Here is a 20,922-nt window from a genome sequence, read left to right on the forward strand (position 1 = left end):
CTCTCAATCGACCTTGGACACGGCAGTCAGCCACTCGCGGCCCTTGAGCATGCCGTTCCAGTAAAACCACGGCAGCAGCGTCGCCTTGAGCCACCACGCCGAACGACGCGGCACGGTGGGGTCGAGGGGAAAGGTCGGCAGCAACTTACCGGCATAGCCAAATTCGGCGAGGATGACCTTGCCCTTCTCCACCGTCAGCGGGCAGGAACCGTAGCCGTCGTATTTGAGCGGCAGCGGCTGTTGCTTGCGCAGGGCCAGCAGGTTTTCGGCGACCACCACGATCTGCTTGCGCACGGCGGCGGCGGTTTTGGCGTTGCTGGTGGAGCAGATATCACCGAGGCCGAAAACCTCGGGGTAACGCACGTGTTGCAGCGTGTGCAGGTGCACTTCGCACCAGCCGGCGGCGTCGGCCAAAGGGCTTTGCTGGATGAAATCCGGGGCTACTTGCGGCGGCACGACGTGCAACAGGTCGAAGGTTTTTTCTTCAACGGTGACCGTGCCGGCCGCGTCCTTGACCTCGAACCACGCGGTTTTCGCCGGGCCATCGACCTTGATCAGATTGGAGGTGAAGGCCAGCCGCGCGTTGTACTTTTCGATGTACTTCATCAGCGGCGGCACGAACGTCGGCACGCCGAACAGCGCGGCGCCGGCGAGGTTGAACTCGACATCGATGGTGCTGAGCACACCGCTTTTGAGCCAGTGATCGCAAGACAGGTACAACGCCTTTTGCGGCGCCCCGGCACATTTGATCGGGATTGGCGGCTGGGTGAAGATCGCCTTGCCACCGCGCAGATTCTTGACCAGTTCCCAGGTGTAGGCCGCGTGTTGATAGCTGTAGTTGGAAGTCACGCCGTGTTGGCCGAGGGACTCCTGCAAACCTTCGATCTTCTCCCAGGCCAGGCGCAGGCCGGGGCAGACGATGAGGTGTTGATAGCCGACGGTGCGACCGTCGTCGAGGGTCAGGTGCTTGTTGTCGGCGGTGATATCAGTAACAGCCGCTTGCAGCCAGGTGGCTTGACGCGGCATGACGCTGGCCATTGGGCGCACGGTGTCTTGCAGGTTGTAGGCGCCACCACCGACCAAGGTCCAGGCCGGCTGATAGAAATGCTGGGGATTGGGTTCGATAACGGTGATGTGCAACGACGGATCGCGCTTGAGCAGGCTGGCGACAACACCAATCCCTGCCGTGCCGCCGCCTATTACCACGATGTCTGCACTGATGGTTGGGCCCCAGTGTTGATCGTTCATTGGTTGTTCCCTATTTACTGCTGCACGCATTTAGTCGGGTCAGGCCCAGCTTTTTAATACCGCCCCGCAATACAGGCCGGACAGGGTCTTCATCACCTGGATGACTTCGTGGCTGGCCAGCCCATAGAAAATGTATTTGCCTTCACGCCGAGTCGCGACCAGGCCTTCATCGCGCAAAATGCCCAGCTGTTGGGACAGTGTGGGCTGGCGCACGCCGGTCATGGTTTCCAGTTCGCCCACATTGCGTTCGCCCTGGGTCAATTGACAGAGAATCAGCAAGCGATCCTCATTGGCCAAAGCCTTGAGCAACGCGCAAGCTTTGGAGGCCGATGCCCGCAGTTGGGCGACTTCACCTTCGGTCAGACTGGATTGCATTTGCAGGATGCCTTCGACGTCACTTAAGCTGCAGACATTATGTGTAAACATAAAGTGTTGCAACCGGTTACTGTCTTCCCACTCCTTTCACAGGTTCGTGTCCCATGCCCGCGCTGATTGAAGCCTTCCTCGACCCCGCCTCGTCCACCTACAGCTACGTGATCTACGAGCAGGCTGGCGGGCAATGCGCGATCGTCGACCCGGTGCTCGATTACGACCCGGCGGCCGGGCGCACCACCACGGCCCAGGCTGATCGCGTAATTGCGTTCGTGCGCGAACACCAATTACAGGTGCAATGGCTGCTGGAAACCCACGCCCACGCCGATCACCTCTCCGCCGCACCGTACCTGCGTCGCGAGCTGGGCGGGAAGATTGCGATCGGGCAGTCGATCAGCAAGGTGCAGGGCGTATTCAAGACCCTGTTCAACCTGGAGCCGGAATTTTGTGTGGATGGCTCGCAGTTCGATCACCTGTTCGCCCCGAACGAATCGTTCATGATCGGCAACCTCAAGGCCACCGCGCTGCATGTACCCGGCCACACCCCGGCGGACATGGCGTATTTGATCGACGGGGATGTGATTCTGGTGGGCGATACGCTGTTCATGCCGGATGTCGGCACGGCGCGTTGCGATTTTCCGGGGGGCAATGCCAACCAGTTGTTTGCTTCGATTCAGAAGCTGCTGGCCTTCCCTGCCGGTGTTCGGCTTTACGTTTGCCACGATTACCCGCCTGAGGGCCGTGAGCCTGAGTGCCAGACCACCGTGGGTGAGCAGCGCAAAAGCAACATTCATGTGCATGACGGCATTGATGAAGCGGCGTTCGTGGCCATGCGTACGCAGCGCGATGCCGGGTTGGGCATGCCGAATTTGCTGCTGCCGGCGATTCAGGTGAATGTGCGGGCGGGGAATATGCCGCCGGCTGAGGAAAACGGCGTCACCTACCTGAAGATCCCGATCAACAAACTCTAACGCTTGATCGTTCCCACGCTCCGCGTGGGAATGCCGCCAGGGACGCTCCGCGTTCCGCTTCGGATGTGATGCAGAGCGTCACGGGATGCATTCCCACGCGGAGCGTCACTAGTGTCCGGTAAAAAACGAAGGGGGAGCGTGCTCCCCCTGCTGTTGGCGGCTGTCAGTCATAATCGGAGTTTTCAGACTCGATTTTGACCACTCATGTTCACCAGTACCCGTTTAGCCCAGTTACTCAGTGCAATTCCGCGTCAGTTCTTCCGGCAATCTGCCGAAAGGCACCAGGCTGATCGCTACGTCAAACGCTGCACGTCCTGGCAATTGCTGGTAACGCTAATCAGCGGCCATGTAACCCAAGCCTTGAGCCTGCGGTCCTTGGCGACCTTCTCCGAAACTCTAGGCCCGCACAGCTACCATCTCAAAGCCGGCCCCATCGCTCGTTCGACCCTGTCAGACGCTTTGAACAAGCGCGACTACCGGCCATTCCAGGATCTTTGCGAGTTGTTGTTGCGCGGCATCAGCCGCCAGCAGCGTAAAGAAGTCGGTGCCATGGTCAGTCTGATTGATTCGACTTCAATCACCCTGCGCGGTCCTCACTTCGATGATTGGACGGCGGCGACGAAAACCCAAATTACCCAGGGCCTCAAAGTGCATGTGGGGTTGGATTTGGCGCAACTGGCCCCGGTGTACGTCAACATCACGCCGGCCAACGTCAACGACGTGAGCGACGCATTAAAAATGCCGATCGAGGCCGGTATGACGTATGTGTTCGACAAGGGTTACTGCGATTACAACTGGTGGCACCAGTTGCAAACCAAGGGGGCTTTTTTCGTCACTCGTTTGAAGAAAAACGCCAATACCAAAGTGCTGCGCGAGCACTCGCCCGCAACCGAGCAAAGCTCGGTCATGACCGACGAAGTCGTCCAATTTGGCAAAAAACGCTTGGCCGGAAAACGTCTGAATGACTACCGCGATACACCGCTAAGACGCGTCGTGGTTGAGCGCAAGAGCCATGCCACACCGTTAACGCTGGTGACCAACGACTTCACCAGAACAGCGGAGGAAATCGCCGCCCTGTACAAAGATCGCTGGAAGATCGAGCTGTTTTTCAAGTGGATCAAACAACATCTGAAACTCAAACGTTTCTATGCCTTTTCTGAAAACGCAGTGCGCCTGCAAATTTACAGCGCCTTGATCAGTTACTTGCTACTGCAAATTTTCCATCGGCGCTCGGGATTTACCGGTTCACTGTTCGAGTTCACAGTTCGCATAGCCCATGTCCTGCATGAGCGGCCCGCTGTCCCAGAGTTAAGAGATAGACGAAGGCAGGAGCGAGAAAAGCTGAAGGCTGCCCAAGGCAGCCTTCAGCTATGAAACGTGTTTACCGGACACTAGTGACGCGGAGCGTGGGAACGATCAGTGGACGCCTTCAGGCGAGGGTCAAGCCATTCGCCGGCAACGGCAGCGCGGTTTTGTAGCGCACTTGCTTGAGCGCAAAGCTCGAACGAATGTTGGCAACCCCGGGCACTTTGGTGAGGAAATCCATCATGAAGCGCTCCAGCGACTGAATCGTCGGCACCAACACCCGGATCAGATAATCCGGATCCCCCGCCATCAAGTAGCATTCCATCACTTCCGGGCGATCGGAAATCGCCTCTTCGAAATGCGCCAGCGCCTCCTCCACCTGCTTCTCAAGGCTGACGTGAATGAACACATTCACATGCAGCCCCAGCAGGTCGGCATCCAGCAGGGTCACTTGCTCGCGAATTACCCCCAGTTCTTCCATCGCCTTGACCCGGTTGAAACACGGCGTCGGCGACAGGTTCACCGAACGGGCGAGGTCAGCGTTGGTGATGCGGGCGTTCTCCTGAAGACTATTGAGAATGCCGATATCGGTACGGTCCAGTTTGCGCATGAGACAAAACCACCTGTTATTTTTGTTTGGGCAGATTTTTTATCCTCAAATGACCGCCAACGCAACGAAACACAGAGAAATATTCTCCTGCGCCGGGCCTATGATGTTTGTAGGACAAGATTTCCATTAACCGTGGAATGACCGTCAGCTCACTACAAAAAATTCACAAGATCGAGCGTAGAAGCCATGAACCAAGCGTACGAACCGCTGCGCCTGCACGTTCCCGAACCTTCGGGCCGTCCCGGTTGCAAGACCGACTTCTCCTACCTGCATCTGACTGACGCAGGCCTGGTGCGCAAACCCCCAATCGACGTTGAACCGGCCGACACCGCTGATCTGGCCAAGGGCTTGATTCGTGTGCTCGACGACCAGGGCAACGCACTGGGTCCATGGGCCGAAGGCGTGCCGTCCGAGATCCTGCGTAAAGGCATGCGCGCCATGCTCAAGACGCGGATTTTCGACAACCGCATGGTGGTCGCCCAGCGTCAGAAAAAAATGTCGTTCTACATGCAAAGCCTCGGCGAAGAAGCCATCGGCAGCGCCCAGGCCCTGGCCTTGAACATCGACGACATGTGCTTCCCCACCTACCGTCAGCAAAGCATCCTGATGGCCCGCGAAGTGCCGCTGGTGGACCTGATCTGCCAACTGCTGTCCAACGAGCGCGATCCGCTCAAGGGCCGGCAGCTGCCGATCATGTACTCGGTACGCGATCACGGCTTCTTCACCATTTCCGGCAACCTCGCCACCCAATTCGTACAAGGTGTGGGCTGGGGCATGGCGTCGGCGATCAAGGGCGACACCAAAATCGCTTCGGCCTGGATCGGCGACGGCGCCACCGCTGAATCGGACTTCCACACCGCCCTCACCTTCGCCCACGTTTACCGCGCGCCGGTGATCCTCAACGTGGTCAACAACCAGTGGGCGATCTCGACGTTCCAGGCGATTGCCGGTGGTGAAGCCACCACGTTCGCCGGTCGTGGCGTCGGTTGCGGGATTGCCTCCCTGCGGGTCGATGGCAACGATTTCGTCGCGGTCTACGCCGCCTCTGCCTGGGCCGCCGAACGGGCGCGCCGCAACCTCGGGCCGACCATGATCGAATGGGTCACCTACCGTGCCGGCCCGCACTCCACCTCTGATGATCCTTCGAAATACCGTCCCGCCGATGACTGGAGCCACTTCCCGTTGGGCGATCCGATCGCGCGCCTCAAGCAGCACCTGATCAAGATCGGACAGTGGTCCGAAGAGGAACACAGCGCCGTCAGCGCCGAACTGGAAGCCGAAGTCATTGCCGCGCAGAAAGAAGCCGAAACGTACGGCACCCTCGCCGGTGGCCAGACGCCAAGCGCCGCGACCATGTTCGAAGACGTCTACAAAGAGATGCCGGAGCACTTGAAGCGCCAGCGTCAAGAGTTGGGGATCTGACATGAACGACCACAACAACCATATTGAGCTGGAAACCGCCATGACCACGACCACCATGACCATGATCCAGGCCCTGCGCTCGGCCATGGACGTGATGCTTGAGCGCGACGACAACGTCGTGGTGTTCGGCCAGGACGTGGGCTACTTCGGCGGCGTGTTCCGTTGCACCGAAGGCTTGCAGAGCAAGTACGGCACCTCCCGGGTGTTCGATGCGCCGATTTCCGAAAGCGGCATCGTCGGCGTTGCGGTGGGCATGGGCGCCTACGGTCTGCGGCCGGTGGCCGAGATTCAGTTCGCCGACTACGTGTACCCGGCGTCCGACCAGATCATTTCGGAAGCGGCGCGCCTGCGTTATCGCTCGGCCGGCGAGTTCACCGCGCCGATGACCCTGCGCATGCCTTGCGGCGGCGGCATTTACGGCGGCCAGACCCACAGCCAGAGCATCGAGGCGATGTTCACCCAAGTCTGCGGCCTGCGCACGGTCATGCCGTCCAACCCGTATGACGCCAAAGGCTTGCTGATCGCCTCCATCGAAAACGATGACCCGGTGATCTTCCTTGAGCCAAAACGCCTGTACAACGGCCCGTTCGATGGCCACCACGACCGTCCGGTCACCCCGTGGTCGAAACACCCGGCCGCACAAGTGCCGGACGGCTACTACACCGTGCCGCTGGACGTCGCCGCCATCGCCCGACCGGGCAAAGAAGTCACGGTCCTGACCTACGGCACCACGGTTTACGTGTCGCAAGTCGCCGCTGAAGAAAGCGGTGTCGACGCTGAAGTTATCGATCTACGCAGCCTGTGGCCGCTGGACCTGGAAACCATCGTCAAATCCGTGAAGAAAACCGGTCGCTGCGTGATCGTTCACGAAGCCACCCGCACCTGCGGTTTCGGCGCGGAATTGGTCGCGTTGGTGCAAGAGCATTGCTTCCACTACCTGGAAGCGCCGATCGAACGCGTCACCGGTTGGGACACCCCCTACCCGCACGCGCAAGAGTGGGCGTATTTCCCAGGGCCGTCCCGAGTGGGCGCGGCGTTGAAACGGGTTATGGAGGTCTGAATGGGCACGCACGTTATTAAAATGCCGGACATTGGTGAAGGCATTGCAGAAGTTGAGTTGTCGGTGTGGCACGTCAAGGTTGGCGACATGGTCGTCGAAGATCAGGTGCTGGCCGATGTCATGACCGATAAGGCGATGGTCGATATTCCGTCGCCGGTGCATGGCAAGGTGATTTCCCTGGGCGGCCAGCCGGGCGAAGTCATGGCGGTTGGCAGCATTTTGATCAGCATTGAAGTGGAAGGCGCGGGTAACTATAAAGAGTCCGCGCAGCCGGCAGCCGTTGCCGTTAAAGAAGCACCGGTTGCAGCGGCGCCAAAGGTTGAAGCTGAACGCAAACCGGTGGCGGCGCCGCGTCCTGCGGTCGCGTGCCAGGGCCCGATGGTCGCCCGTGAAGCCGATGAACGCCCGCTGGCCTCCCCGGCCGTGCGTAAACATGCGCTGGATCTCGGCATTCAGTTGCGCCTGGTACGTGGCACTGGCCCGGCCGGTCGCGTATTGCACGAAGACCTCGACGCTTATCTGGCCCAGGGTCAGTCGAATGCCTCGGCACCGGTTGCCGCCGCTTACGCCCAGCGTAACGACGAAGAGCAAATCCCGGTGATCGGCATGCGCCGCAAGATCGCCCAGCGCATGCAGGACGCCACCCAGCGCGCTGCCCACTTCAGTTATGTCGAGGAAATCGACGTCACCGCCGTGGAAGAACTGCGCGTGCACTTGAACGAAAAACACGGTGCGACTCGCGGCAAGTTGACCTTGCTGCCGTTCCTGGTCCGTGCCCTGGTCGTTGCCCTGCGCGACTTCCCGCAGATCAACGCCCGTTACGACGATGAAGCCCAGGTCATCACCCGCCTCGGCGCGGTGCATGTCGGCGTCGCCACCCAGAGCGATATCGGTTTGATGGTGCCCGTGGTGCGTCACGCCGAAGCCCGCAGCCTGTGGGACAGCGCGTCGGAAATCTCGCGTTTGGCCACCGCTGCACGCAATGGCAAGGCCAGCCGCGATGAACTGTCCGGCTCAAGCATTACCCTGACCAGCCTCGGCGCGTTGGGCGGCATTGTCAGCACGCCGGTGCTGAACCTGCCGGAAGTGGCGATCGTCGGCGTGAACAAAATCGTCGAACGCCCGATGGTGGTCAAAGGCCAGATCGTGATTCGCAAGATGATGAACCTCTCCAGCTCCTTCGATCACCGGGTGGTCGATGGCATGGACGCGGCGCAATTCATCCAGGCCATTCGTGGCCTGCTCGAACAACCCGCCACCCTGTTTGTGGAGTAGGAAATGCAAAATTTGAACACCACGCTGCTGATCATCGGCGGCGGCCCTGGCGGTTACGTGACAGCGATCCGTGCCGGCCAGTTGGGCATTTCGACCATTCTGGTGGAAGGTGAATCGTTGGGCGGTACTTGCCTGAACATCGGCTGCATTCCGTCGAAGGCGCTGATTCACGTCGCCGAGCAGTTTCACCAGACGCAACACCACAGCCAGCATTCGGCTCTGGGTATCAGCGTTTCGGCGCCGACCCTCGACATTACGAAAAGCGTCGAGTGGAAGGACGGCATCGTTGATCGCCTGACCACTGGCGTGTCGGCGCTGCTTAAAAAGCACAAAATCCAGGTCATCCAGGGTTGGGCCAAGGTCATCGACGGCAAGACCGTTGAAGTCGGCGACACGCGGATCCAGTGCGAACACCTGGTGCTCGCCACCGGCTCCAAGAGCGTGAACCTGCCGATGCTGCCGATTGGCGGGCCGATCATCTCCTCCACCGAAGCCCTGGCGCCGAAGTCAGTGCCTAAACGGCTGATCGTGGTCGGTGGCGGTTACATCGGTCTGGAGCTGGGGATTGCCTATCGCAAGCTCGGCGCCGAGGTCAGTGTGGTCGAGGCCCAGGATCGTATCCTGCCGGCCTACGACGCCGAACTGACGCACCCGGTGCACGAAGCACTCAAGCAACTCGGCGTGAAGCTTTACTTGAAACATAGCGTTCAAGCCTTTGATTCGGCTAGCAATACGCTGCAAGTGCTTGATCCGAATGGCGACGTTTTGAATCTTGAAACTGATCAGGTATTGGTGGCCGTCGGTCGCAAGCCGAACACTCAGGGCTGGAACCTGGAAGCGCTGAATCTGGCGATGAACGGTTCGGCGATCAAGATCGACAACCGCTGCCAGACCAGCATGCGCAACGTCTATGCCATCGGCGACCTGAGCGGCGAACCGATGCTCGCGCACCGGGCCATGGCCCAGGGCGAGATGGTGGCTGAGCTGATCAGCGGCAAATCCCGCGAATTCAACCCGACGGCCATCGCTGCCGTGTGCTTCACCGACCCGGAACTGGTGGTGGTCGGCAAGACGCCGATTGAAGCTGAAGCGGCCGGTCTGGACTGCATCGTTTCCAGCTTCCCGTTCGCCGCCAATGGCCGGGCGATGACCCTGGAGTCGAAAACCGGCTTCGTGCGGGTGGTCGCTCGTCGGGACAATCACCTGATTGTCGGCTGGCAAGCGGTGGGCGTGGGCGTTTCGGAGTTGTCGACCGCGTTCGGCCAAAGCCTGGAAATGGGCGCGCGGCTGGAAGACATCGCCGGCACCATCCATGCGCATCCGACGCTGGGCGAAGCGGTGCAGGAAGCGGCGTTGCGGGCGCTTGGGCACGCGCTGCACCTCTGACTGATCGTTCCCACGCTCCGCGTGGGAATGCAGCCCGGGACGCTCCGCGTCCCAAAGCGGACGCGGAGCGTCCGTTGAGGCATTCCCACGCGGAGCGTGGGAACGATCAGCTCGCGGGGAACGATCAAAGGAATGCATTCCAGGCTGCGAAACCGGCCCGGAATGAAGTATTGTTGTCCCCATCCAAAAAAACGTCAGAAGCCTTGAACCGTTTCGGCGGTTGTTCAGTGATAGAGGGTGTCATGGGTAACGAGAGCATCAATTGGGACAAGCTGGGTTTTGACTACATCAAGACCGACAAACGCTATCTGTCGTACTGGCGCAATGGCGAGTGGGACGCAGGCACCCTGACCGAAGATAACGTGCTGCACATCAGCGAAGGCTCGACTGCCCTTCACTATGGCCAGCAATGCTTCGAAGGCATGAAGGCTTATCGTTGCAAGGACGGCTCGATCAACCTGTTCCGCCCGGACCAGAACGCCCTGCGCATGCAACGCAGCTGCGCACGCCTGCTGATGCCGTTTGTGGAAACCGAGCAGTTCATCGAAGCCTGCAAAGCTGTGGTCCGCGCCAACGAGCGTTTCATCCCGCCTTACGGCACTGGCGGCGCGCTGTACCTGCGTCCGTTCGTGATCGGCGTGGGTGACAACATCGGCGTGCGTACCGCCCCTGAGTTCATCTTCTCGATCTTCGCGATTCCGGTCGGCGCTTACTTCAAGGGCGGCCTGACTCCGCACAACTTCCTGATCTCCAGCTACGACCGCGCCGCCCCACAAGGCACCGGTGCGGCCAAGGTCGGTGGCAACTATGCCGCCAGCCTGATGCCCGGCTCCCAAGCCAAGAAGGCGCACTTCGCTGACTGCATCTACCTGGACCCAATGACCCACACCAAAATCGAGGAAGTCGGTTCGGCCAACTTCTTCGGGATCACCCACGACAACAAGTTCGTGACCCCGAACTCGCCGTCGGTCCTGCCAGGCATCACCCGCCTGTCGTTGATCGAACTGGCAAAATCGCGTCTGGGTCTGGAAGTGATCGAAGGCGATGTGCTGATCGACAAACTGTCGGACTTCAAGGAAGCCGGCGCCTGCGGCACCGCTGCCGTAATCACCCCGATCGGCGGCATCAGCTACAACGACCACCTGCACGTGTTCCACAGCGAAACCGAAGTCGGCCCGGTCACCCAGAAGCTCTACAAAGAGCTGACCGGTGTACAGACCGGCGACATCGAAGCGCCAGCGGGCTGGATCGTCAAGGTTTGACCTGACGTCCGTTGCACAAAAGCCCCCCATCGAGTGATCGATGGGGGGCTTTTTGATCTTCAGCGCTTCATGCCAATCCGTTTCCCCTGCCTCCCGGCAATCCCGCTCGCCTGCCCGTCCTGCTGCTTACCCGTGCGCGCCTGGGTGATCAACCCCGGAATCAACACACCCTCTGGCAAGTTCTTCCAGAACCGCGCTGGCAAATGCCCTTGCATGACCTTCGGGTTCAACCGCGCCGGGTTGAAGATGTGGCTGTAGTAGGTCAGCCACATATCGCCGTGGGGATCGTCGACGTTCTGCGCCAGTTGTTGCCATTCAATCGGGCATTGGCGTTGGTGGATCAACTGCTCGCCATCGTAATAGACGCCGTCGCGGGGTGTGGCGATCAACCAGCGGTGGCGGCCCATGCGCCCGACAAAGTGCTCGCTGGCGCTGTGCAGGATGTCGTGGGCCGGTTCATGCCACGCCACGTATTGCGGGCCTTCGGCATGCTTGGGCCGCTCGACGAACCGCACAAACGCATGCAAATGATGGGCTTCGCGCTGCACCTGCTTGATCCGCCGCTGCAGCTCACTGCCGAGCTTGTCACCGGCCAGCATCGCCGTGCGATCACCATGACTGACCCGCCACAACACCTCATAGAGCAGGCTCCAGCGCTGATCGCCACGATAACGGGCGGCGCTCTCCAGGATGCCGAGCAAGGCCAATGGAATGCGCGCCTGAAACGGGCCATTGCCAGCGGGCGGTGCATCGTCGCTGGCAAACAGGTCGGTGACACCTTCCGACGCCCAGCTGACCAGGCTCGGATCGATCTCATGGCTGAGCAACCACCGCGCCTGTTGCCGCCAGGTGTCGAACAGGTCGTCACAGTCCAGGCTGATCATCCCCACAACCCCATTTGTTGCGGTTGCGGCCGGTCCCGCAGTTGCTGATAGAGCAAATGGCTGGTGACTTCCGCCTGCTGGGGGTGGTAATCGCTGGTGATAAAGAACGGCTTGGCCTTGGCCAGCACGCAGCGCATGCGTGCCAGGTCTTCATAGCGTATGCGCCGCTGTTGGCGCAACGCCACCAGACGTTCGGTGGTGCGCAGGCCAATCCCTGGAATCCGCGCGATCAACGAAGCCTCAGCGCGATTGAGGTCCAGGGGAAACACGTCGCGATTCTCCAGCGCCCAGGCCAGTTTCGGGTCGATGTCCAGGGCCAGATCCCCCGGTCCCTTGAACAACTCGCCAGCGGTGAAGCCGTAGCTGCGCAGCAGAAAATCGGCCTGATACAAACGGTGTTCGCGCATCAGCGGCGGCGCCGCCAGGGGCACACTTTTCGGGCTGTTGGGGATCGGGCTGAACGCCGAGTAATAGACCCGCCGCAGGCGATAGCTGCCATACAGCGCCTGGGCGCTGTGGAGGATGGTGCTGTCATCGGTGTCATCGGCGCCGACGATCATCTGCGTGCTCTGCCCGGCCGGGGCGAATTTCGGTGACCGAGGTTCATTGAGCACGGTTTGCTCGCCGGTGTAGATGGTCTGCATCGCCTGCTTGATCGAGCCCAGTTGCTTTTCCGGGGCCAGGGTTTGCAGGCTGAGGTCGGTCGGCAGTTCGATATTGACGCTCAACCGGTCGGCATAGCGCCCTGCTTCGGCAATCAGCGCCGGATCGGCTTCGGGAATGGTCTTGAGGTGGATATAGCCGCGAAACTCATGTTCTTCGCGCAACAGCCTGGCCACGCGGATCAGTTGTTCCATGGTGTAGTCGGCCGAGCGGATGATCCCCGAACTGAGAAACAAGCCGCTGACGCAGTTGCGCCGGTAGAAATCCAGGGTCAACGTCACCACCTCTTCCGGACTGAATCGCGCCCGAGGCACATCGCTGGAACGGCGATTGACGCAATACTGGCAGTCGTAGAGGCAGAAGTTGGTCAGCAGAATCTTCAGCAACGAAACACACCGCCCGTCCGGCGTGTAGCTGTGGCAAATCCCCATGCCATCGGTGGAACCCAGCCCGCTCTTGCCTTCGGAGCTGCGCTTGGGCGCGCCACTGCTGGCGCAGGACGCGTCGTACTTGGCGGCGTCGGCGAGAATGCTGAGCTTGTCGATGAGTTCCATGGGGCACGCCTTATACTGTTCGGATATACAGTATCGCTTCGCCCTTCGACGCACAACCCGCAGATGCACCCCTCGTCGGATCAGAGGAAATCGGCGCCCGCCCCAATTCATTACTAAACTTGCGGCGTGCAACCGCCATCGACAGGTATCGACACACCATGGGCAAATTCTGGCGCAAGTATCTGGCCTTGCTGGACACCGACTTCACCACGCAGGTGTTCGACAACATCAAGAACCTGCTGGTCTGCGCTTTACTGTTTGCGGCAGGCACCAATGCGTTGCACAGCGAACATCACCCGTACATGGGGCTGCTCACCTCGGACGTCGCGGGCTGGGCGCTGATCGCGGTCTCTGCGCTACTGATGCTGCTCAGCGTCAGCGACGGCTTGCGTCGCTTGTCACGACTGCCCTATCACACGGCGTTCCAGGTGATTCTGTTTTTGATCTACCTGGTGCTGGCGGTGCGGGTGGTGGAGTACGTCTGGGATTTTCGGGCGTAGGAAAGATCGGCCGGTAACACCAGATCAAACCGCACCCCCATCTCCTTGCGCCCCGCCGCCGTCAATGCCAACGCCCGACTGTCCAGGCCTTGGGTCACCCATTTACGCTTGATCGCCACCTGCAACAACGCCGCCCCGAGCGAACCACCCAGATGCGGCCGACGCATGCTCCAGTCCAGGCACGGGCAGGCAAAGCGACGACGCATCGTGCTCAAGTCTTTGACTTCGATGCCCAAGCCTTCAAACAACGCCTCACCGCTGTCACTCAGCTGATAAACCTGCTCGTCAGTCTCCAGCAACCACCCCGCCTCAATCATCCGGTCATGCAGCAACACCGCCAGGGTACCGGCCATGTGGTCGTAGCAGGTGCGGGCGAATTGCAGGCGATCAGGGGTGCGCGAATTGAAAGTGGGCGCGGCGTTCTGGCCGATCACCATCAACGCTTCCAGCGCCTGGGCCACGCGTTTGTCGGCGAGGCTGTAATACCGATGGCGGCCCTGGACGTGCAGCCGCACCAGCGCCGATTCCTTGAGCTTGGCCAAATGCGCACTGGCCGTGGAGGCGCTGACCTCGGCAATCGCCGCCAGCTCGGTGCTGGTGCGGGCGTGGCCGTCCATCAGCGAACAGAGGATCTTCGTCCGGGCCGGCTCCGCAATCGCGGCGGCGACCTGAGAGACGCCGATGTCGTGCTGTTCAACGTTCATATTTCGCTCCCGGACGAATCAAGGCCGTTGTGAACTGGAGATAGTAGCAACACTTTCCCTACCACGAACAAGGCTGCGCCCCATGGACCCGATCATCGCTGCGACTCATGCCGATCCTTATCCCTATTACGCGCAATTGCGTGCAGAGGGCGGGCTGGTTTTTCATCAAGGACTGAAGTTATGGGTCGCCAGCAGTGCCGCGGCCGTGGCGGCGGTGTTGGCGCATCCTGACTGCCAGGTGCGCCCGGCCGGTGAGCCAGTGCCCAAGACGATTGTTGACGGTTTGGCCGGCGAAGTATTTGGGCGGTTGATGCGGATGAATGAAGGTGAACGGCAGCGCTGTCCCCGGGCGGCGATTGAGCCGGGGTTGGCGTTGATCGACCCTGTCGAAATACAAGCGTTGGTCAGTGCACGGTTGATCACCCCGGACGCCGAGGGCTTATCAAAAGCCATGTTTTATGGCCCGGTGTGCGTGGTCGCGACGTTGCTCGGGTTCTCCCCCGCCCAGACCCGAGAGGTCAACGAATTGACCGCTGACTTCGTGGCCTGTCTGTCGCCGCTGAGCACTCGTCTTCAACTGGACCGCGCTCACGAGGCGGCTGAACAATTGCGGGGGCATTTCTTCGAATTGCTGGATGACCCGGACGTGCACAGCCCTCTGTTAAATGGCATCAAGCAACGCTTCGCTTCTTCGGACAACGAAATGCTGATCGCCAACCTGATCGGCCTGTGCTCGCAAACCTATGAGGCCACGGCCGGGTTGATTGGCAATGCGCTGGTGGCATTGATTCGCGATCCGCTGTTGCTGCGCGATGTTGACTCGTTCCTGGCCGAAGTCCAACGCCTCGACCCCTCAGTCCAGAACACCCGCCGCTTCGTCGTCGCGCCTTGCGTAATCGACGGTATCAACCTGAACCCCGGCGACACCATTCTGGTGCTGCTGGCCTCGGCCAATCGCGATCCGCAGCTTAACGAGCAACCCGATACATTCATCGTCGACCGCCCAAACCGTCGCAGCTTCACCTTCGGCGCGGGCCGCCATCAATGTCCGGGGCAGACATTGGCGTTGAGCATTGCCAGCGCCACATTGAGGCAAATCCTGGCGATAAATCCTGCGCTGGACGGTTTGACCTGGCACTACCGCCCTTCCCTGAATGGTCGGATTCCACTGTTGACCGAAGCCCAAGCCTGATCACTCAGGCGACGCGGTATTCCACCGTCAGGTGCGACAACTCATGAACAGGCGCCAAACGCTCGCGAATGGCATCTGCACTGACACTGGCCGCCGCCACCACGCTGACGATCGCCGCCCGGGCGTCAGGCCCGACCTGCCAGACGTGCAGGTCGCTGATGGTCACGTCGCCGGGGGTTTCCAGCAGTTCGCGGATTTCTCCGGCCACGTGTTCGTCGGTGGTATCGAGCAGCACGGCGGCGCTGTCGCGCATCAGGCCGTAGGCCCATTTCGCGATCACGACGGCGCCGACGATGCCCATCACCGGGTCGAGCCAGACCCAACCCAGATAGCGGCCGGCCAGCAACGCGGCGATGGCGAGGACCGAGGTCAAGGCATCGGCCAGCACGTGGACGTAGGCGGAACGCAGGTTGTTATCGTGATGATGACCGTGGTCGTGGCTGTGCCCGTGATCATGGCCGTGATGCCCATGATTGCCCGCCAGCAGGAAGGCACTGACGACGTTCACCGCCAGCCCCACCACGGCAATGATCGTCGCCTCGGTGAAGGCCACGGTGGTGGGTTGAAACAGACGCAGGATGGACTCGCCAGCAATGCCCAGCGACACCAGCCCCAGCACCATGGCCGAGGCAAACCCGGCCAGATCGCCGACCTTGCCGGTGCCGAAACTGAAGCGCGCATTACTCGCGTGGCGCCGGGCAAAACCGTAAGCCGCCGCCGCGATGCCCAGGGCCACCGCATGGGTGGCCATGTGAAAACCATCGGCCAGCAACGCCATTGAACCGGTGATATAACCGGCGGCGATTTCGCCAATCATCATCACGAACGTCAACGCCACCACCCACAACGTGCGGCGGCCGTTTTCATCGTGGGAGGCGCCGAGAAACATGTGATCGTGCGTAAAACGAGAAGCCTGGGGTGTCAGTGTCATGGTGATCGACCCTACTTCGAATAACGGCGGATGGCTTGCAGCAACTCTTCCACGCCCTGGGCGCGCTCTTCGTTGCTGAGGTCGGGATGGGCCACGTGCTCACGGGCGTGGGCGTCGATGAACTGGTCCATCAAACCATTGACCGCGCCACGGATCGCCGCCACCAGATGCAGGGTCTTGGCGCAATCGGCATCGGATTCCAAGGCCTTCTCCACCGCTTGCACCTGCCCGGCAATGCGCCGGACGCGATTGAGCAGATCATCCTTGTGTTCGTGAATGTGCGACATACCTATACCCCCTACCCCTATATGGCGCGCATAGTCTCTGGAATAGCACAGGGCGGCAAGGATTTATTCAAGGTTTTTCTGGTGGCCTGACGAACAACGCGATCTGTTGATCTTCATTCGCCAAACATAAAAAACCCGCCCTCCCATAGCACCGGGATGGCGGGTCTTGTCATCTCAAATCACAGCCAATCAATCATCCCGCGTCAAAACTTCCAACAACTCAATCTCAAAAACCAGATTCGAATTCGGCGTAATCGCGCCCATCGTCCGTTCGCCATAGGCTAAATGCGCCGGCACCAGCAGCTTGCGCTTGCCACCGACCTGCATGCCCATAATCCCCTGGTCCCAGCCTTTAATAACCCGACCCGTCCCGATCACACACTGAAAAGGCTTGCCACGGCTATAGGAAGAATCGAACTCGGTGCCGTCTTCCAGCCATCCGCGATATTGCGTGGTGATCAGTGCACCTTTGACCGCTGCTTTGCCGTCGCCCAGTTCAAGGTCGATTACCTGAAGCTCATCATTCATTACATGCACTCGTCTGTTGTCTCCCCCGGAGGGACCTCATGGCCGCCGTTTTCCCAGAATCGCGGGCAATTGGCAACTGTTCGGCGCGGTTTAGCTCTATTTCCGACCGCAACCCTGAACTAAGCTAAGCACCATCAACCCCACGGTTAAAACACCCGATGATGGCCATCCCTGAATGAGTGTCCTCTGGATCAGCGCTGCCATCGGCTTAGTGATGCTTGCCGTGCTGATTGTGCTGGTCTGCCGCCAGTCTGTCCTGCGACGGCAGTTGGCGGAATGCCGCGCGCTGATCGCCAGCCTGTCCACGGCGCAAAATATTCACCTGGACGGTGACGCCGAACGTTTCAAACGCAGCCAGTACTTCGCCCGCATCGGCACCTGGGACTGGGACGTGGACACGGACACGCTGTATTGGTCGGACGCGATCTACGGCATGTTCGGGTTCAAGACCGGTGAAGTCACGCCCTCCTACGCCTTGTTCTGTTCCTGCGTACACCCGGACGACCGGGCCAAGGTCCGCGCGGGCGAGTTGCGTTGCCTGGAAACCGGCGAAAACCATGACGAGGAATACCGCGTGGTCTGGCCCGACGGCACCATCCGCTGGCTACGCGAGACCGGCAATGTGGTGAAAAACGATCACGACGCCACGATCAAAATGATGGGTGTGGTCCGCGACATCACCGAAGAAAAAGCCTCCGCCAGCTACCTGCAACACTTGGCCCATTACGACCCGCTGACCGGCCTTCCCAATCGCCTGGTGCTTGAAGAACGCCTGTCTAAAGCGCTGGAACAGGCGCGCATCAGCGCGACACGGGTGGCGCTGGTGTTTGTCGACCTCAATGGTTTCAAGGCGATCAACGACCATTACGGGCATGCGGCCGGCGACCGAGTACTGGTCACCACCGCCACGCGGCTCAAACGCATCCTGCGCTCAACCGACACCGTGGCCCGGATTGGCGGCGACGAATTCGTGGTGATCCTCCAGGGCCTGCCGCCCGGCATTAATCTGCAAGACGAAGCGCGCAGCATCTGCCAGAAAATCTTCGTCGAACTCTCACCGCCGGTGACGATTGGCAATGACCAACGCCACATCGGCACCAGCCTGGGCGTCGCGGTGTTCCCGGACCATGCGCCGAGCATGGACCGGTTGATTCACATTGCAGATTTGGCGATGTATGAGGCCAAGCGCAGTGGGAATAATCAGTATCGGTTGGGCATCAAGGCGTTGAGTCCTAGTTAGTGACGGACGAACTAACGCTCCACCGGCGTAACATCCACAATCGTCCCGCTGGTAATCAACACCATCATGTACTTGTCATTGATCTGCACCCACTGCGCGTCAGACGCCGGCGCCTTCAGACCTTTGGCCTTCCAGTTTTTCACGGCTTTTTCGCTGCGCTGATAGACCTCCGGCGCACGGTCGCCTTTCACCAGGCTGCGGGCGTTGTTGGCGCCGGGCTGGACGGTTTTCTGCGCTGTTTCGGCGGCCTGGACGATAGGGCTGATTGCGGCAATACCGGCGACAAGGGCGAGGCTGGCGATAAGGGTTTTGCTGTTCATCGGTGAACCTCTTGGGATGTCGTGACTACTGAGTTCCGACTGCGCTCGTGGCGAATCATTCCTTACTGTAGCGATGATTCTGCAACTGGCTGTACTGGAGGTGTCGCGCCGGCTCGGCGTAGGCTACGAAAAAGCCAGCAGGATTCGCCATGCACGTCGCCATTCTGACCTTCGATGGTTTCAACGAACTGGACTCCCTGATCGCCTACGGCATGCTCAGCCGGATTTCGCTGTTGGGGGATCAGGACTGGCGGGTGAGTATCGCCTCGCCAACACCGCGTGTGACGTCGATGAACGGTTTGACCATCGATGCGCACATCAATCTGCAGCAAGCCTGCGCAGCCGATGCGGTGTTGATCGGCAGTGGCCGCAAGACCCGCGAAGTGGCCGACAACCCGGAGATCATGGCGCAGTTGCAATTCGACCCGGCGCGGCAACTGCTTGGGGCGCAATGCTCCGGCACGTTCCTGCTGGCCAGGCTCGGGTTGCTCGGCGATGCCCCGGCCTGCACCGACGCGATCAGCAAGCCCTGGGTGCAAGCGGCCGGGGTCAATGTGGTCAATCAAGCGTTCTACGCCAACGGCAACATCGCCACGGCCGGTGGCTGTTTGGCGTCGCAATACTTGTCAGCGTGGTTTCTGGCCCGGCTCAAAGGCACGCAAGCCGCGCGGGAAGTGCTGCACAATTTCGCGCCGGTGGGCGAGAAAGACGACTATGTCGCGCGGGCGTTTGCGCACATCGAAGCGAGCCTGTAGCGGCATAATCCACAATGTATTGATCCACTTCGCACATCAATACATGCCAACTATGCAATTAACATATCGATGCCTCTGCTCCACTATCCGCCCCAATAAGAACCGTGCGCCGCTCCCACGCAGCGCACGTCATAAAAGCGGTGGAGTACAGATCAATGACAGCCTCAATCCCTTCCGGGCGCTCCCGGGCCAGTGCGATTTTCCGGGTCACCTCGGGTAACTTCCTGGAACAGTTCGACTTCTTCCTTTTCGGCTTTTACGCCACGCAGATTGCTGCCGTGTTCTTCCCGGCCAGCAGCGAATTCGCCTCCCTGATGATGACCTTCGCGGTGTTCGGCGCCGGGTTCCTGATGCGCCCGCTCGGCGCCGTGGTGCTGGGTGCGTACATCGATGACGTGGGCCGGCGCAAAGGCTTGATCGTGACGTTGTCGATCATGGCCAGCGGGACGATCCTGATTGTGCTGGTGCCCGGTTACGAGACCATCGGGCTGTTCGCCCCCGCCATTGTGTTGATTGGCCGCTTGCTGCAAGGCTTCTCGGCCGGTGCGGAAATGGGCGGTGTCTCGGTGTACCTCTCGGAGATCGCCACGCCAGGCAACAAAGGCTTTTTCACCAGTTGGCAGTCGGCCAGCCAGCAAGTGGCGATCATCGTCGCCGCAGCGCTGGGCTATGGGCTGAACCAATGGATGGCGCCGACGATGATTGCCGATTGGGGCTGGCGGATTCCGTTCTTCGTCGGCTGCATGATCGTGCCGTTCATTTTCTTGCTGCGCCGCAACCTCGAAGAAACCGCCGAGTTCGCTGCGCGCAAACACCGCCCGAGCATGGGTGAAGTGTTCCGAACCTTGGCGCAGAACTGGGGGATCGTGCTCGGCGGGATGATGATGGTCGCCCTGACCACCACCGCGTTTTACCTGATCACCGTGTACGCCCCGACCTTCGGCAAAACCGTGTTGCACCTGAGCACGTCCGATGCGCTGCTCGTCACGCTGCTGGTCGGTGTTTCGAACTTTTTCTGGCTGCCGATTGGCGGGGCCTTGTCCGACCGCATCGGCCGGCGTCCGGTGCTGATCGCCATGGCGCTGCTGACCCTGGCGACGGCCTATCCGGCGCTGACCTATCTGGTGAACGCACCGAGCTTCCTCAACATGCTGCTGGTGTTGCTGTGGCTGTCGTTCATTTATGGCCTGTACAACGGCGCGATGATCGCCGCACTCACCGAGATCATGCCGGTGGAAGTGCGGGTCGCCGGGTTCTCCCTGGCGTACAGCCTGGCGACGGCGGTGTTTGGTGGGTTCACTCCGGCGATGTCGACCTTGCTGATCCAGTACACCGGCGACAAGGCCGCACCCGGTTACTGGATGAGTTTTGCCGCGCTGTGTGCCCTGTGCGCCACCTTGTTCCTCTATCGCCGCTCCACCGGCCGCCTGCAACCGGCCGTGTCCTGACCCAC

At 60.4% G+C, this 20,922-nt stretch carries 22 protein-coding genes; 12 read left to right on the plus strand and 10 right to left on the minus strand.

All coding sequences use genetic code 11. The annotated features are described in order from the left end of the window. Positions 1-3: 3 nt before the first annotated feature. Positions 4-1,248: an NAD(P)/FAD-dependent oxidoreductase gene (locus ACY4LX_RS20615; RefSeq protein ID WP_463257641.1), complete on the minus strand. Its 1,245-nt coding sequence runs from the start codon at positions 1,246-1,248 to the stop codon at positions 4-6. Between the two features lie 39 nt (positions 1,249-1,287). Continuing rightward, positions 1,288-1,623, minus strand: coding sequence for an ArsR/SmtB family transcription factor (locus ACY4LX_RS20620; protein WP_403017013.1), 336 nt, complete (start codon positions 1,621-1,623; stop codon positions 1,288-1,290). A gap of 104 nt (positions 1,624-1,727) precedes the next feature. On the opposite strand from ACY4LX_RS20620, the gene ACY4LX_RS20625 reads away from it, so the two are divergent. Beyond that, complete coding sequence (locus ACY4LX_RS20625) at positions 1,728-2,591, plus strand: MBL fold metallo-hydrolase (RefSeq protein ID WP_463257642.1); 864 nt, start codon at positions 1,728-1,730, stop codon at positions 2,589-2,591. A 204-nt stretch (positions 2,592-2,795) separates the two neighbouring features. Beyond that, positions 2,796-3,965, plus strand: coding sequence for an IS4 family transposase (locus ACY4LX_RS20630; protein ID WP_463257643.1), 1,170 nt, complete (start codon positions 2,796-2,798; stop codon positions 3,963-3,965). A gap of 55 nt (positions 3,966-4,020) precedes the next feature. Here ACY4LX_RS20630 and bkdR read toward each other — a convergent pair whose 3' ends face one another. Continuing rightward, entirely contained in the window at positions 4,021-4,506 is a 486-nt protein-coding gene (bkdR, locus tag ACY4LX_RS20635; RefSeq protein WP_463257644.1) for a Bkd operon transcriptional regulator BkdR, read from the minus strand. A 186-nt stretch (positions 4,507-4,692) separates the two neighbouring features. On the opposite strand from bkdR, the gene ACY4LX_RS20640 reads away from it, so the two are divergent. From ACY4LX_RS20640 to ACY4LX_RS20660, 5 genes are all read left to right on the plus strand, one after another. Continuing rightward, a complete protein-coding gene (locus tag ACY4LX_RS20640) occupies positions 4,693-5,928 on the plus strand; it encodes a thiamine pyrophosphate-dependent enzyme (protein ID WP_463257645.1) in 1,236 nt (411 codons plus the stop codon). 1 nt (position 5,929) lies between these two features. After that, positions 5,930-6,988 carry an alpha-ketoacid dehydrogenase subunit beta gene (locus ACY4LX_RS20645; protein ID WP_463257646.1) on the plus strand — a complete coding sequence of 353 codons (1,059 nt, stop codon included), beginning with the start codon at positions 5,930-5,932 and terminating at the stop codon, positions 6,986-6,988. After that, complete coding sequence (locus ACY4LX_RS20650) at positions 6,989-8,263, plus strand: dihydrolipoamide acetyltransferase family protein (protein ID WP_463257647.1); 1,275 nt, start codon at positions 6,989-6,991, stop codon at positions 8,261-8,263. Positions 8,264-8,266: 3 nt separating this feature from the next. Continuing rightward, positions 8,267-9,649 (plus strand): dihydrolipoyl dehydrogenase, encoded by a 1,383-nt coding sequence (gene lpdA / locus ACY4LX_RS20655; RefSeq protein WP_463257648.1) that lies wholly within the window; start codon positions 8,267-8,269, stop codon positions 9,647-9,649. A 242-nt stretch (positions 9,650-9,891) separates the two neighbouring features. Then, on the plus strand, positions 9,892-10,911 hold the full coding sequence (locus tag ACY4LX_RS20660; RefSeq protein ID WP_149661367.1) for a branched-chain amino acid aminotransferase: 1,020 nt from the start codon (positions 9,892-9,894) through the stop codon (positions 10,909-10,911). Positions 10,912-10,970: 59 nt separating this feature from the next. On the opposite strand, the gene ACY4LX_RS20665 is transcribed toward ACY4LX_RS20660, so the two are convergent. Together ACY4LX_RS20665 and ACY4LX_RS20670 are read right to left on the minus strand one after the other, a co-directional pair. After that, a complete protein-coding gene (locus ACY4LX_RS20665; RefSeq protein WP_463257649.1) occupies positions 10,971-11,795 on the minus strand; it encodes a TIGR03915 family putative DNA repair protein in 825 nt (274 codons plus the stop codon). After that, the gene (locus ACY4LX_RS20670; protein ID WP_463257650.1) at positions 11,792-13,012 is read right to left on the minus strand and encodes a putative DNA modification/repair radical SAM protein; all 1,221 of its coding nucleotides are present in this window, start codon (positions 13,010-13,012) and stop codon (positions 11,792-11,794) included. The genes ACY4LX_RS20665 and ACY4LX_RS20670 overlap by 4 nt, the downstream gene beginning before the upstream one ends. A gap of 158 nt (positions 13,013-13,170) precedes the next feature. On the opposite strand from ACY4LX_RS20670, the gene ACY4LX_RS20675 reads away from it, so the two are divergent. Next, positions 13,171-13,512, plus strand: coding sequence for a hypothetical protein (locus tag ACY4LX_RS20675; protein ID WP_123408798.1), 342 nt, complete (start codon positions 13,171-13,173; stop codon positions 13,510-13,512). Here ACY4LX_RS20675 and ACY4LX_RS20680 read toward each other — a convergent pair. Then, positions 13,458-14,216 (minus strand): ArsR/SmtB family transcription factor, encoded by a 759-nt coding sequence (locus ACY4LX_RS20680; RefSeq protein ID WP_149661364.1) that lies wholly within the window; start codon positions 14,214-14,216, stop codon positions 13,458-13,460. The genes ACY4LX_RS20675 and ACY4LX_RS20680 overlap by 55 nt on opposite strands. Positions 14,217-14,298: 82 nt before the next feature. Here ACY4LX_RS20680 and ACY4LX_RS20685 point away from each other — a divergent pair, with 82 nt between their 5' ends. Further along, on the plus strand, positions 14,299-15,408 hold the full coding sequence (locus tag ACY4LX_RS20685; RefSeq protein WP_463257651.1) for a cytochrome P450: 1,110 nt from the start codon (positions 14,299-14,301) through the stop codon (positions 15,406-15,408). 4 nt (positions 15,409-15,412) lie between these two features. On the opposite strand, the gene dmeF is transcribed toward ACY4LX_RS20685, so the two are convergent. The 3 genes from dmeF to ACY4LX_RS20700 all read right to left on the minus strand — a co-directional run bounded on the left by dmeF (position 15,413) and on the right by ACY4LX_RS20700 (position 17,154). Further along, entirely contained in the window at positions 15,413-16,339 is a 927-nt protein-coding gene (gene dmeF / locus ACY4LX_RS20690) for a CDF family Co(II)/Ni(II) efflux transporter DmeF (protein ID WP_149661362.1), read from the minus strand. Positions 16,340-16,350: 11 nt separating this feature from the next. Next, the gene (locus ACY4LX_RS20695; RefSeq protein ID WP_149661361.1) at positions 16,351-16,626 is read right to left on the minus strand and encodes a metal/formaldehyde-sensitive transcriptional repressor; all 276 of its coding nucleotides are present in this window, start codon (positions 16,624-16,626) and stop codon (positions 16,351-16,353) included. A 189-nt stretch (positions 16,627-16,815) separates the two neighbouring features. Continuing rightward, positions 16,816-17,154, minus strand: coding sequence for an FKBP-type peptidyl-prolyl cis-trans isomerase (locus ACY4LX_RS20700; protein WP_149661360.1), 339 nt, complete (start codon positions 17,152-17,154; stop codon positions 16,816-16,818). A 175-nt stretch (positions 17,155-17,329) separates the two neighbouring features. On the opposite strand from ACY4LX_RS20700, the gene ACY4LX_RS20705 reads away from it, so the two are divergent. Next, the gene (locus ACY4LX_RS20705; RefSeq protein WP_463257652.1) at positions 17,330-18,394 is read left to right on the plus strand and encodes a diguanylate cyclase domain-containing protein; all 1,065 of its coding nucleotides are present in this window, start codon (positions 17,330-17,332) and stop codon (positions 18,392-18,394) included. Positions 18,395-18,405: 11 nt separating this feature from the next. Here the strand turns inward: ACY4LX_RS20705 and ACY4LX_RS20710 are convergent, their stop codons facing one another. Continuing rightward, positions 18,406-18,714, minus strand: a complete 309-nt coding sequence (locus ACY4LX_RS20710; RefSeq protein ID WP_463257653.1) for an RcnB family protein — start codon at positions 18,712-18,714, stop codon at positions 18,406-18,408. A gap of 149 nt (positions 18,715-18,863) precedes the next feature. Between ACY4LX_RS20710 and ACY4LX_RS20715 the strand changes: the two genes are divergently transcribed. Then, positions 18,864-19,469, plus strand: a complete 606-nt coding sequence (locus ACY4LX_RS20715) for a DJ-1/PfpI family protein (RefSeq protein WP_463257654.1) — start codon at positions 18,864-18,866, stop codon at positions 19,467-19,469. A gap of 155 nt (positions 19,470-19,624) precedes the next feature. After that, on the plus strand, positions 19,625-20,917 hold the full coding sequence (gene tcuC / locus ACY4LX_RS20720) for a tricarballylate/proton symporter TcuC (RefSeq protein ID WP_463257655.1): 1,293 nt from the start codon (positions 19,625-19,627) through the stop codon (positions 20,915-20,917). The last annotated feature ends 5 nt before the right edge of the window (positions 20,918-20,922 follow it).

Source organism: Pseudomonas sp. Emmai (genome assembly GCF_055179735.1).

What these genes read in the sequence shown, in the direction of transcription:
- ACY4LX_RS20615 (WP_463257641.1), bottom strand. Translation starts at nt 1,248, where the DNA reads ATGAACGATCAACACTGGGGCCCAACCATCAGTGCAGACATCGTGGTA.
- ACY4LX_RS20620 (WP_403017013.1), bottom strand. Translation starts at nt 1,623, where the DNA reads ATGCAATCCAGTCTGACCGAAGGTGAAGTCGCCCAACTGCGGGCATCG.
- ACY4LX_RS20625 (WP_463257642.1), top strand. Translation starts at nt 1,728, where the DNA reads ATGCCCGCGCTGATTGAAGCCTTCCTCGACCCCGCCTCGTCCACCTAC.
- ACY4LX_RS20630 (WP_463257643.1), top strand. Translation starts at nt 2,796, where the DNA reads ATGTTCACCAGTACCCGTTTAGCCCAGTTACTCAGTGCAATTCCGCGT.
- bkdR (WP_463257644.1), bottom strand. Translation starts at nt 4,506, where the DNA reads ATGCGCAAACTGGACCGTACCGATATCGGCATTCTCAATAGTCTTCAG.
- ACY4LX_RS20640 (WP_463257645.1), top strand. Translation starts at nt 4,693, where the DNA reads ATGAACCAAGCGTACGAACCGCTGCGCCTGCACGTTCCCGAACCTTCG.
- ACY4LX_RS20645 (WP_463257646.1), top strand. Translation starts at nt 5,930, where the DNA reads ATGAACGACCACAACAACCATATTGAGCTGGAAACCGCCATGACCACG.
- ACY4LX_RS20650 (WP_463257647.1), top strand. Translation starts at nt 6,989, where the DNA reads ATGGGCACGCACGTTATTAAAATGCCGGACATTGGTGAAGGCATTGCA.
- lpdA (WP_463257648.1), top strand. Translation starts at nt 8,267, where the DNA reads ATGCAAAATTTGAACACCACGCTGCTGATCATCGGCGGCGGCCCTGGC.
- ACY4LX_RS20660 (WP_149661367.1), top strand. Translation starts at nt 9,892, where the DNA reads ATGGGTAACGAGAGCATCAATTGGGACAAGCTGGGTTTTGACTACATC.
- ACY4LX_RS20665 (WP_463257649.1), bottom strand. Translation starts at nt 11,795, where the DNA reads ATGATCAGCCTGGACTGTGACGACCTGTTCGACACCTGGCGGCAACAG.
- ACY4LX_RS20670 (WP_463257650.1), bottom strand. Translation starts at nt 13,012, where the DNA reads ATGGAACTCATCGACAAGCTCAGCATTCTCGCCGACGCCGCCAAGTAC.
- ACY4LX_RS20675 (WP_123408798.1), top strand. Translation starts at nt 13,171, where the DNA reads ATGGGCAAATTCTGGCGCAAGTATCTGGCCTTGCTGGACACCGACTTC.
- ACY4LX_RS20680 (WP_149661364.1), bottom strand. Translation starts at nt 14,216, where the DNA reads ATGAACGTTGAACAGCACGACATCGGCGTCTCTCAGGTCGCCGCCGCG.
- ACY4LX_RS20685 (WP_463257651.1), top strand. Translation starts at nt 14,299, where the DNA reads ATGGACCCGATCATCGCTGCGACTCATGCCGATCCTTATCCCTATTAC.
- dmeF (WP_149661362.1), bottom strand. Translation starts at nt 16,339, where the DNA reads ATGACACTGACACCCCAGGCTTCTCGTTTTACGCACGATCACATGTTT.
- ACY4LX_RS20695 (WP_149661361.1), bottom strand. Translation starts at nt 16,626, where the DNA reads ATGTCGCACATTCACGAACACAAGGATGATCTGCTCAATCGCGTCCGG.
- ACY4LX_RS20700 (WP_149661360.1), bottom strand. Translation starts at nt 17,154, where the DNA reads ATGAATGATGAGCTTCAGGTAATCGACCTTGAACTGGGCGACGGCAAA.
- ACY4LX_RS20705 (WP_463257652.1), top strand. Translation starts at nt 17,330, where the DNA reads ATGAGTGTCCTCTGGATCAGCGCTGCCATCGGCTTAGTGATGCTTGCC.
- ACY4LX_RS20710 (WP_463257653.1), bottom strand. Translation starts at nt 18,714, where the DNA reads ATGAACAGCAAAACCCTTATCGCCAGCCTCGCCCTTGTCGCCGGTATT.
- ACY4LX_RS20715 (WP_463257654.1), top strand. Translation starts at nt 18,864, where the DNA reads ATGCACGTCGCCATTCTGACCTTCGATGGTTTCAACGAACTGGACTCC.
- tcuC (WP_463257655.1), top strand. Translation starts at nt 19,625, where the DNA reads ATGACAGCCTCAATCCCTTCCGGGCGCTCCCGGGCCAGTGCGATTTTC.